Here is an 11,091-nt window from a genome sequence, read left to right on the forward strand (position 1 = left end):
GGCCCCCGCCACCATCATCCCGATCACCCATCCCCCCAGTATCGGGCTCCGGACGGCCCCTGCGGAGGCTCCGGCTCACGGACCGGAGCCGCTGATCCCTGCCCGCGCCACCGTCGCAGCGGCGGCGCGGGCAGGGCCTTCCGGCGGGGTGTCAGCGGTGCTTGAAGACCGCCGGGCGCTTCTCGGCGAAGGCGGTCATGCCTTCCTTCTGGTCGGCGGTGGCGAAGGCGGCGTGGAAGAGGCGGCGTTCGAAGCGGACGCCCTCGGCGAGGGTGGTCTCGAAGGCGCGGTTGACGCTCTCCTTCATCATGATCGCGGCCGGGGTGGACATCTCGGCGACCTTCTCGGCGGTGGCGAGGGCCTCGGCGAGGAGGTCGTCGGCGGGGACGATGCGGGAGACCAGGCCGGCGCGTTCGGCCTCCTCGGCGCCCATCATCCGGCCGGTGAGGCACAGTTCCATGGCCTTGGCCTTGCCGACCGCCCGGGTGAGGCGCTGGGAGCCGCCGATGCCCGGGATCACGCCGAGCTTGATCTCCGGCTGGCCGAACTTGGCGGTGTCGGCGGCGATCAGGATGTCGCAGAGCATCGCCAGCTCGCAGCCGCCGCCGAGCGCGAAGCCGGCCACCGCCGCGACGACCGGCTTGCGCAGCGCGCCCAGGCGGTCCCACGGGCCCAGCCAGTCGTCCAGGTAGACGTCCGGGAACCGGTTGCCCTGCATCTCCTTGATGTCGGCGCCCGCCGCGAAGGCCTTCGCCGATCCGGTGATCACCAGACAGCCGATCTCCGGGTCCCGGTCGAAGGCGGTGGCCGCGGCCACGACCTCGTTCATCAGCCGGTTGTTGAGCGCGTTGAGCGCCTCCGGCCGGTTGAGCGTGATCAGCCCGACCCGGCCCTTGCGGTCCACCAGGATCGTCTCGTAGGTCTCGGTCATCGCCGTTGACTCCCATTCCGTTGTGCTCCGACGGACCCAACGATCTCCGAACCGGACCGCCTCGCGCCAGTCTCGATCCGCGAGACGGTCGTCACCCGAGCCGCAGGTCACCACCGTGCGGCGGCTCGAAGAACGCGGCCACCGTCCGCGGGCCGACCTCGGCGAGGGTGGCCGGCGACCAGTGCGGGTCGCGGTCCTTGTCGACGACCTGGGCGCGGATGCCCTCGACCAGGTCGTGGTGGCCGAGCGCGGCGCAGGACACCCGGTATTCCTGCGTCAGGCCCTCCTCCAGGGAGCCGTGCGTCCGGGCCCGGCGCAGGGCGGCCAGGGTGACCTTCAGCATCGTCGGCGAGCGCTCGGCGAGCTCCTCGGCGGCCTGCTTGGCCTCGGGCACGCCGCTCGCCGTCAGCCGCGCGACGATCTCCTCGACGGAGTCGGCCGCGTAGCAGGTGTCGATCCAGGCGCGACGGTCGGCGAGCGGCGCGGCCGGGGCGGGCTCCGCGTACCGGCGCAGGACCTCGTCGACGGGCGCGCCGGCCAGGTCGGCCAGCAGCGCGGGCAGCTTCTCCGACGGCACGAAGTGGTCGGCGAACCCGCACAGCAGCGCGTCCCCGGCGGTCATCGAGGCGGCGGTGAGCCCGAGGTGGGTGCCCAGCTCGCCCGGCGCGCGCGACAGCAGCCACGTCCCGCCGACGTCCGGCACCAGGCCGATCCGGGTCTCCGGCATGGCCACCACCGAGCGCTCGGTGACGATCCGCACCGACCCGTGGGCCGAGACCCCGACGCCGCCGCCCATGGTGATGCCGTCCATCACCGCGACGTAGGGCTTGGGGTAGCGGGAGACCAGCGCGTTCAGCCGGTACTCGTCCCGGAAGAACGCGCGCGTCCCGGCCCCGCCCACCTTGGCGTCGTCGTGCATCGTCCGGATGTCGCCGCCCGCGCACAGCCCGCGCTCCCCGGCCCCGGTCAGCACCACCACCCGCACCGCGTCGTCCCCGGCCCACTCCTCCAGCACCGTCCGCATCCGCACCACCATCCCGTGCGTCAGCGAGTTGAGCGCCCTCGGCCGGTCGAGCACGATCCGCCCCACCCCGCCGTCCCGCGACGCCCGCACCTCGTCAGCCATCGTCCCCACTCCCGTTCGTCCTCGACCGGCCGTACTCGCGTCAAGACTTCAAGACTTCAAGAATTCAAGACTTCAAGGCTTCACGATTCCAGGGTTTCAAGCCAAGCACGAAGGGCGGCTCCGGTGGTGACCGGGGCCGCCCTTCGTCCGGCGGGGGAAAATGGTTCGGGGGTCCTCAGGGGAGGATGCGGCCGGAGACGTCGCCGAAGCCGACGACGGTGCCGTCGGGGCCGGGGGCGGTGGCGGTGATGGTCACCTCGTCGTCGTTCTCCAGGAAGGCGCGGGTCGTGCCGTCCGGGAGCTTGAGCGGGTTCTCGCCGTTCCAGGTGAGCTCGATGAGGGCGCCGCGGGTCTCGACGTCGGGGCCGCTGACGGTGCCGGAGGCGAAGAGGTCGCCGGTGCGCAGGGAGGCGCCGTTGACCGTCATGTGGGTGAGCTGCTGGGCCGCCGTCCAGTACATGGAGGCGAACGGCGGGCGGGAGACGGTGTGGCCGTTGAGGCGGATCTCCATCGCGAGGTCCAGGCCCCACGGCTCGCCGTCGCGGTCGTCGAGGTAGGGGAGCGGCTCGACGTCGCGGGCGGGCGGGGCGACCCGGGCGTGCTCCAGGGCGTCCAGCGGCACGATCCACGGCGAGACGGAGGTGGCGAAGGACTTGCCGAGGAACGGGCCGAGCGGCACGTACTCCCAGCCCTGGATGTCGCGCGCGGACCAGTCGTTGACCAGGCAGACGCCGAAGACGTGCTCGCGGAAGGCGTCCAGGGCGACGGGCTCGCCGAGCACGGAGGGCGTGCCGACGACGAAGCCGACCTCGGCCTCGATGTCCAGCCGGCGGGTCGGGCCGAAGGACGGAACGGCGTCCGCCGGGGCCTTGCGCTGGCCGTGCGGGCGGACCACCGGCGTGCCGGAGACCACGACGGTGCCGGAGCGGCCGTGGTAACCGATCGGCAGGTGTTTCCAGTTGGGGGTGAGCGGCTCGGAGCCGGGGCGCAGGATCCGGCCCAGGTTGGTGGCGTGGTGCTCGGAGGCGTAGAAGTCGACGTAGTCGGCGACCTCGAACGGCAGGTGCAGTTCCACCTCGGCGAGCGGCAGCAGCAGCGGGGTGAGGGCCTCGCGGTGGGACTCCTCGGTCAGCCAGCGGGTGAGCGAGGCCCGCACCTCGGTCCACACCGGGCGGCCGGCGGCCAGCAGCGGGTTGAGCGAGTCCGCGTCGAGGAGCACCGACGGCTCCCCGGCGGCGCGGGCGGCGGCGCCGGCGTCCAGGACGAAGTCGCCGACGCGCACGCCGATCCGCCGCTGCCCCGGCCGGTCGCCGGCCGTGAAGACGCCGTACGGCAGGTTGTGCACGCCGAACGGCGAGTCGTTCGCGGGGGCGAGCCAGCTGCGGGGGGTGGTCAACGGTCCTCCTGGGGCTTCGGGTCGGGCGACAGCAGGCCGAGGGCGGCCAGGTCTTCCAGGGGCTCGGCGATGCTACAGGTGCCGAACGCGGTGAACGAGTTGCGGATCACCGTGACCTGACGGTCGCTCAGGGCCTGCACGGCCTTGGCGAGCACCTCGCCGGAGCGTTCGGCGAGCACCTCGGCGGCCGCGGCCGGGTCGGTCTCCTGGGCGGCCAGCAGGACGTTCAGGAAGCCGTGGTGCTCGAAGCCGGTCACCGGGTCGGTGTGCCGGACGGCGTGGTGCAGCCCGGCCGTGCACTTGTACGGCAGGCCGCGCTGGGCGCACCCGGTGAGGAAGCCGGCCAGCTCCCGCTCGTCCGGGAAGGCTCCGGCGACGATCCCGCCGGTGCGGAACTTGGCCCGGTAGGGGCTGTCGACCAGCACGTCCAGGACCTCGTCCAGGCCGTCGCCGCGCAGCAGTTCGCGCGGCAGCTCGACGGCCGCCGGCACGTCGGCCGGTAGCAGCAGGTCGAGCGCGGCGACCGCCTCCCGGGCGTCCCGGGTGGCGAGTTCGACGCCGGCCACCTCGAAGGGGGCGGCGGCGGCCAGTGCCGGGCCGAGCTCGGAGCTGCCCCCCGGCAGCACCAGCCCGACCCGGAGGGCGGGGGCGGGGGCCTGGGCCGCGGCAGGGCCGGCGCCCTGCGCCGCGGCCGCCAACTCGCCCAGCCGGCCCGCCCCGCAGAGCAACGGGCCGACCGCGTCGGCGTACCAGGCGGTGCGGTGCGCGCGGTGCGCGGGCACCGCGTCGGCGACCGGCAGGTTCCCGGGCGGGAACACCGCCGCGTCGTCGAAGAGCCCCTGGAACAGCGGCGGGATCACGGGGGTGGTGCTCACTGCTGCGGCCCCCGACCGGACCAGGTCCAGGCGTAGCCGGAGTCCTCCGAGGCGCGGCCGCCCTCGCCCAGCTCCAGCGGGCGGAAGGTGTCCACCATGACCGCGAGCTCGTCGAAGAACTCCACGCCGATGGACCGCTCGTACGCGCCCGGCTGCGGGCCGTGGGTGTGGCCGCCCGGGTGCAGCGAGATCGAGCCCTGGCCGATGCCCGAACCCTTGCGCGCCGCGTAGTCGCCGCCGCAGTAGAACATGACCTCGTCGCTGTCCACGTTGGCGTGGTAGTACGGCACCGGGATCGACAGCGGGTGGTAGTCCACCTTGCGGGGAACGAAGTTGCAGATCACGAACCCGTTGCCCTCGAACACCTGGTGGGCCGGCGGCGGCTGGTGGATCCGCCCGGTGATCGGCTCGAAGTCCCGGATGTTGAACGCGTACGGGTACAGGCAGCCGTCCCAGCCGACCACGTCGAACGGGTGGTGCGGCACGGTGTACCGGGTGCCGGAGATCCCGTTCGGGCCGCGGTGCTTGACCAGGACGTCGACGTCGCCGCCGTCGACGAGCAGCGGGCCGGACGGGCCGCGGAGGTCCCGCTCGCAGTACGGCGCGTGCTCCAGCAGCTGGCCGTACTTGGAGAGGTAGCGCTTGACCGGGGTGATGTGGCTGTTCGCCTCGATGCAGTAGGCGCGCAGCGGTTCGTCGCCGGACGGCACCCAGCGGTGGGTGGTCGCCCGGGGGATGACCACGTAATCGCCCTGGCCGACCTCCAGCGCGCCGAAGACCGTCTCCACGGTGCCGGAGCCGGACTCCACGTACACGCACTCGTCGCCGAGCCCGTTGCGGTACAGCTCGCTCGGCGCCCCGGCGGCGACGTAGGAGATCCGCACGTCGCCGTTGCCGAGGACGAGCCGGCGCGAGGCCACGACGTCCGCGGACTTCCACTCCTGGCCCGCGAACAGCTCGTGCAGCTTGAGGTGGCGGGGGAGCAGGGGATGGTTGGGCACCGTCGACTGGTCGGGCAGTTCCCACGGCACGGCGTTCACGACGGCCGAGGGGATGCCCCGGTGGTAGAGCAGCGAGGAGTCCGAGGAGAACCCCTCCTCGCCCATCAACTCCTCGTAGTACAGCCCGCCCTCGGGCGTGCGGTGCTGCGTGTGCCGCTTGGGCGGGATGCTGCCCAGCTGCCGGTAGTACGCCATCGTCCCTGCTCCTCCCGGACCTTCCTGTGGCCCAGCGCTTCCTACGGCTCCAGCGGTGGCTGCGTGCCCCGGAGATCGCCGGCCCCGGAGACCGGCGGCCTCCGGGGCGGCCCGCCTCAGAGGTTGCCGCGGCGCTCCTGCTCGCGCTCGATGGCCTCGAAGAGCGCCTTGAAGTTGCCCTTCCCGAAGCCCAGCGAACCATGCCGCTCGATGAACTCGTAGAAGACGGTCGGGCGGTCGCCGATCGGCTTGGTGAAGATCTGCAGCAGGTAGCCGTCCTCGTCGCGGTCGACCAGGATGCCGCGGCTCTTCAGCTCCTCGATCGGCACCCGGACCTTGCCGATCCGCTCGCGCAGCTCCGGGTCGTCGTAGTACGAGTCGGGGGTGTTGAGGAACTCGACGCCGCGCGAGCGCAGCACGTCGACGGTGGTGAGGATGTCGTTGGTGGCCAGCGCCATGTGCTGGCAGCCCGCGCCGGTGTAGAACTCCAGGTACTCGTCGATCTGGGACTTCTTCTTGGCGACGGCCGGCTCGTTGAGCGGGAACTTCACCCGGTGGTTGCCGCTGGCGACGACCTTCGACATCAGCGCGGAGTAGTCGGTGGCGATGTCGTCGCCCACGAACTCGGCCATGTTCACGAAGCCCATGACCTTGTTGTAGAAGGTGACCCACTCGTCCATCTTGCCGAGCTCGACGTTGCCGACCGCGTGGTCCAGGGCCTGGAACAGGCGGCGCGGCGAGCCCTCCGGGTGCTGCACCTTGCTCCGGGCGGTGATGTAGCCGGGCAGGTACGGGCCGGTGTAGCGGGAGCGGTCGATCAGGGTGTGGCGGGTCTCGCCGTAGGTGGCGATCGCGGCGCGGCGCACGGTGCCGTTCTCGTCGGAGACGTCGTTCGGCTCCTCCAGGACGGTGGCGCCCTGGGCGCGGGCGTGCGCGATGCACTTGTCGACGTCCGGGACCTCCAGGGCCAGGTCGACGACGCCGTCGCCGTGGCGGCGGTGGTGGTCCAGCAGCGGGCTGTCGGGGGAGACACCGCCCTTGATCACGAAGCGGCAGGAGCCGGAGCGCAGCACGAAGGCCTTGCGGTCGCGGCGGCCGGTCTCCGGGCCGGAGTAGGCGACCAGCTCCATGCCGAAGACGGCCTGGTAGAACTGGGCCGTCTGGGTGGCGTTGCCGACCACGAACACGACGGCGTCCTGCGCGGTGACCGGGAACGGGTCGCTGGCGGGGTCGTGCTCGACGAGGCCGACGAGGCGGCGCAGCTGCTCGGCGTCGAGACCGGCCTCGCGCTCCTCGGGGGTCAGCTCAAGGGCGTGGGACTGCGGGGTCATCGGTCGTTCCTCCACATTGAGGCCTCGGCATTGAGGCATCCGCTTGAGGCTGCCGCTCCGCGGGGTTGGGGTGGGGGCGGATGCGGGCGGCTGAGCGGAGAGCTTGCTCCAGTCGGGCGGATTGGGCAACAGATCGGGTTTTCACTGTTCAATGTGTACAAGGTGATCAGGAAATCGCTGGTCGTGCTGTGCAGAATGCTCGGTGGATCGGGGGGGTTTCACGAGTTCTGCGCATCGGCCCCGATCGGGCGAGTGCGCTGGTCAGGGCGGTGGAGCCGGGTGGAGGGGGTGGAGGCAGGTGGAGGGGGGAGGGGCGGTGGGAGCGGCTCAGGGCGGGGGAGCGCAGGGGGCGAGGTGGCCGTCGAACCAGTCGCGGGCCAGCTCGGCGACCCGGTCCAGCGTCCCGGGCTCCTCGAACAGGTGCCCGGCGTGCGGGACGACGGCCAGCTCACTCTCGCAGCGCAGCCGCTCGCGCGCCCGCCGGTTGAGGTCGATCACCACCTCGTCCCGGCCGCCGACGATCAGCAGCGTCGGCGCGAGCACCGTGCCCAGCGCCTCCTCCCCGGCGAGGTCCGGCCGCCCGCCCCGGGAGACCACCGCGCCCACCCCGTGCCCGAGCCGGGCGGCCGTCCACAGCGCGGCGGCGGCGCCGGTGCTCGCACCGAACAGCCCGAGCGGCAGGAACGCGCCTCCGGCCGCGCGGGCCTGCTCGGCGGGCAGCGCGCGGGCCACGTCGGTCAGCCGGGCGCCCAGCAGCTCGACGTCGAAGACGTTGCGCCGGTCCTCCTCCTCGTCCTCGGTGAGCAGGTCGAACAGGAAGGTGGCCAGCCCGGCGTCGTTCAGGCGGGCGGCCACGTGGCGGTTGCGCGGGCTGTGCCGGCCGCTGCCGCTGCCGTGCGCGAACACCACGATGCCGCGGGCGCCGGCGGGCACCGTCAGCCGGCCGGTCAGCCGGGCGCCGGCGGCGGGCAGCGTCACCTCGCGGTCGGACGCCGGAACCCCGTCGTCGTCGGCTCCCGGTGGGTCGGTGGACGCCGCCCCACCGCCGGACCCCGCTTCGCCGCCGGACCTCGCCCCACCGCCGGACCCCGCTTCGCCGGCGCGGGCCGCGGCGAGGTGGCGCAGCACCTCCGCGTCCTCGGTCTGCGAGAAGTCCGCGTAGAACTCGCCGATCGCGAAGAACGGCGACGGCGTGCCCACGCACACCAGCTCGTCGGCGACCCCGCTCAGCCGCTCCGTCCACTCCCGCGGCGCCACCGGCACGGCCAGCACCACCCGCTCCGCCCCGCGCGCCCGCACGATCAGGCAGGCGGCCCGGGCGGTCGAGCCGGTCGCGATGCCGTCGTCGACCACGACCACCGTCCGCCCGCGCAGGTCCACCGGCGGGCGCCCGCCCCGGTAGCGGTGCGCCCGGCGTTCCAGCTCGGTCCGCTCCCGGGCCTCCACCGCGGCCAGCTGCTCCGGCGTCACCCCGGCGGGCCGCAGCACGTGGTCGTTGATCACCCGCACCCCGTCCTCGCCGATCGCCCCCATGCCCAGCTCCGGCTGGTACGGGACGCCCAGCTTGCGGATCACGCAGATGTCCAGCGGCGCGCCGAGCGCGGCGGCCACCTCGGCGGCCACCGGGACGCCGCCGCGCGGCAGGGCCACCACCACGGTGCGGGGGCCGCGCAGGTGGCCCAGCAGGGCGGCCAGCCGGCGTCCCGCGTCGGTGCGGTCGGTGAAGTGGGTACCGGTGGCGTGCATGGTGTCGGCCTCCGGTTCCACCGTACGTCGCCGGGGTGGCGCGCGGCGCGACCGGGAGGCCCGGGGCCCGGCCCGTCCACCCACGTCCCGGGCGGGGCCGGGACGGTCCGGGACGCGGATGGGGCCGGCCGCCCGTGCGTCCGGGACGACGGGCGGTCCAGCGTGGTGCACACCGGTCCGGTGGGCCCTCCCTCACCCGCCGGGCCGTCCGATCCGCCGACCCCGCCGAAGGAGCCGACCCGTGTCCTTCCCCCACCCGCAGCACCACCCCGCCCCCGACGTCGCCGCCGCGCCCGTCCCCGCACACGTCCCCGCGCCGCACGACCCCGCCGCGCACGTCCCCGGCCTGCACGCCACCGGCAACCCGGTGAACGGCGCCCCCGCCACCGGCTGGACCGTCGCCACCGCGCTGCCCGTCAGCTACCGGGTCCGCTTCACCCCCGGGGTGCTGGACCCGCGCAACCCGGCGCTCGCCCGGGCCGGCGGCCCGCCCGGGCGCCGGCTCGTCGTCGTCGACGCCCGCGTCCACGACCTGCACGGCGAACGCCTGCGCCGCTACCTGGCCGCCCAGGGCGTCGAGCACGAGACGCACGTCCTGCTCGCCCACGAGCAGGTGAAGACCATGGACGCGGTCTTCCAGGTCGCCGACCGGATGGACTCCTTCGGGATCTCCCGCCGAGGCGAGCCGGTGATCGCGGTCGGCGGGGGCGTGCTCACCGACGTCGTCGGCCTCGCCTGCAGCCTCTACCGCCGCTCCACGCCCTTCGTGCGCGTCCCCACCACGCTGATCGGCCTGGTCGACGCGGGCGTCGGCGCCAAGACCGGGGTGAACCACGGCCGTCACAAGAACCGCCTCGGCACCTACCACCCCGCCGTCGACACCCTGCTCGACCCGGCCTTCCTCGCCACCCTGGACCGGCGCCACATCGGCAACGGGCTCGCCGAGATCCTCAAGGTCGCGCTGATCAAGGACGCCGACCTCTTCGTCCTGCTGGAACGCCACGGGCGCGACCTGCTCGACACCGGCTTCCAGTCCCCGGGCGCCGGCGCCGCCGTGCTCGGCCGCGCCGTGCACGGCATGCTCCAGGAGCTCCAGCCCAACCTCTGGGAACACCGCCTGGAACGCCTGATGGACTACGGCCACTCGTTCAGCCCGACCGTCGAGATGCGCGCGCTGCCCGAGCTCCTGCACGGCGAGGCGGTCTGCGCCGACATGGCGCTCACCACCGTCGTCGCCCGGCGCCGCGGCCTGGTCGACGCCGGGCAGGCCGAACGGATCCTGCGGCTGATGCGGCGGCTCGAACTGCCCGTCTGGCACCCGCTGATGGAGCCCGTCACGCTCGGCGAGGCGCTCGCCGACACCGTCCGCCACCGCGACGGGCGGCAACGGCTGCCGCTGCCCCGCGGGATCGGGGCGGGCGTCTTCGTGGACGACCTCGACGGGGCCGAACTCGCCGACGCGGCCGGGTGGCTGCGCGCCTGGTCGGCCGGGGACGGTGCCGGTGCCGGTCCCGGTGCCGGCGCCGGTGCGGGGGCTGCGGAGGGGAGGGGGACGCGTGCGTAGCGCCGTCGTGATCGCCGACACCACCGCACCGGCCGACGTCCACGGGGTGCACGGCGCCCCCGGGACCACCCGGTGGACCTGCCTCGCGCGCCGTGCCGGACTCGCCGGGGACTGGGAAGCCGTCGAATGGGCGAGCATCCCGGCGGGCGGCGTCAGCGGCGAACACCTCCACACCCGCACCCGCGAGGTGTACGTCCTGCTCGCCGGGGAGGGCGAGGTCACCCTCGACGGCCGCCCGCACACCGTCCGCGCGGGCGACGCCGTCCTGACGGCGGTCGGCACCCGGCACGGGCTGCGCAACACCGGGACCGGGCCGCTGGACTGGCTGGTGATCGAACTGCCCGCCGATCCGCCCGCCGACCCGGCGGCCGCCGCCCCGGTGGGCAGCACCGTGGTCCGCGACCTGCGACGCACCGGCCCGATCGACCCGTCCGCCGTCGTCGGCGGACCGCTGCGCTTGCTGCGGCACGTCGAACTCGCCACCGGGGAGCGCGACTTCCTGCTCGCCGACGGCGTCGAGCACACCGCCTTCGTCGTCGGCGGCAACGGGCGGGCGGGCGCCGGGGACGTCCGGGTGCCGCTGCGCCCGGGCACCGCGTTCACCCTGCCGCTCGGCACCGACCTCCACCTCGCGGCCGGCCCCGGCGGCCTCGTCTACCTGCACGCGGAACTCGTGCCGAAGAGCGGGGGGCGGCGATGATCGTCACCCGGACGGCCGCACCCCGCCTGCTCCTCGGCCCCGGCACCCAGCGGATCCGCACCCGCTGCCTCGCCCGCCGCGGCATGCTGCACAGCGAGTGCGAGGCCTTCGAACACATCAGCCTCGGGCCGGGTGCCTGTTACGACCTCACCGGCCGTGAGTCCACCGAGGCGGCCTGGTACGTGCTGCGCGGCCCGGTCGTCCTGGTCGACTGCCCGGACCACCC

At 74.1% G+C, this 11,091-nt stretch carries 9 protein-coding genes and 1 pseudogene; 3 read left to right on the plus strand and 7 right to left on the minus strand.

Annotated elements, in window-relative coordinates:
• Window positions 1–151: 151 nt before the first annotated feature.
• The 7 genes from ACFVVL_RS06795 to ACFVVL_RS06825 form a co-directional block, all read right to left on the minus strand.
• On the minus strand, window positions 152–931 hold the full coding sequence (locus ACFVVL_RS06795) for an enoyl-CoA hydratase (RefSeq protein ID WP_387671797.1): 780 nt from the start codon (window positions 929–931) through the stop codon (window positions 152–154).
• A 91-nt stretch (window positions 932–1,022) separates the two neighbouring features.
• Window positions 1,023–2,057: an enoyl-CoA hydratase/isomerase family protein gene (locus ACFVVL_RS06800; protein ID WP_387671799.1), complete on the minus strand. Its 1,035-nt coding sequence runs from the start codon at window positions 2,055–2,057 to the stop codon at window positions 1,023–1,025.
• Window positions 2,058–2,232: 175 nt separating this feature from the next.
• Complete coding sequence (gene fahA / locus ACFVVL_RS06805; RefSeq protein WP_387671801.1) at window positions 2,233–3,453, minus strand: fumarylacetoacetase; 1,221 nt, start codon at window positions 3,451–3,453, stop codon at window positions 2,233–2,235.
• Complete coding sequence (locus ACFVVL_RS06810) at window positions 3,450–4,328, minus strand: hypothetical protein (protein WP_387671802.1); 879 nt, start codon at window positions 4,326–4,328, stop codon at window positions 3,450–3,452. The genes fahA and ACFVVL_RS06810 overlap by 4 nt, the downstream gene beginning before the upstream one ends.
• The gene (locus ACFVVL_RS06815; protein ID WP_380289634.1) at window positions 4,325–5,524 is read right to left on the minus strand and encodes a homogentisate 1,2-dioxygenase; all 1,200 of its coding nucleotides are present in this window, start codon (window positions 5,522–5,524) and stop codon (window positions 4,325–4,327) included. The genes ACFVVL_RS06810 and ACFVVL_RS06815 overlap by 4 nt, the downstream gene beginning before the upstream one ends.
• A 116-nt stretch (window positions 5,525–5,640) precedes the next feature.
• Window positions 5,641–6,855 (minus strand): 4-hydroxyphenylpyruvate dioxygenase, encoded by a 1,215-nt coding sequence (gene hppD / locus ACFVVL_RS06820; protein ID WP_380289636.1) that lies wholly within the window; start codon window positions 6,853–6,855, stop codon window positions 5,641–5,643.
• A 327-nt stretch (window positions 6,856–7,182) separates the two neighbouring features.
• Window positions 7,183–8,601, minus strand: a complete 1,419-nt coding sequence (locus ACFVVL_RS06825) for a phosphoribosyltransferase family protein (RefSeq protein WP_387671805.1) — start codon at window positions 8,599–8,601, stop codon at window positions 7,183–7,185.
• Between the two features lie 346 nt (window positions 8,602–8,947).
• Between ACFVVL_RS06825 and ACFVVL_RS06830 the strand changes: the two genes are divergently transcribed.
• The 3 genes and pseudogenes from ACFVVL_RS06830 to ACFVVL_RS06840 form a co-directional block, all read left to right on the plus strand.
• Window positions 8,948–10,165: a sedoheptulose 7-phosphate cyclase gene (locus tag ACFVVL_RS06830; protein ID WP_387672205.1), complete on the plus strand. Its 1,218-nt coding sequence runs from the start codon at window positions 8,948–8,950 to the stop codon at window positions 10,163–10,165.
• Window positions 10,158–10,865, plus strand: coding sequence for a cupin domain-containing protein (locus ACFVVL_RS06835; RefSeq protein ID WP_387671807.1), 708 nt, complete (start codon window positions 10,158–10,160; stop codon window positions 10,863–10,865). Before ACFVVL_RS06830 ends, ACFVVL_RS06835 begins: the two co-directional genes overlap by 8 nt.
• Window positions 10,862–11,091, plus strand: a pseudogene (locus ACFVVL_RS06840) (hypothetical protein); the annotation flags it as partial. The gene ACFVVL_RS06835 and the pseudogene ACFVVL_RS06840, both read left to right, overlap by 4 nt.

The sequence above is a fragment of the Kitasatospora sp. NPDC058115 genome, from assembly GCF_042884635.1.
Classification (GTDB): domain Bacteria; phylum Actinomycetota; class Actinomycetes; order Streptomycetales; family Streptomycetaceae; genus Kitasatospora.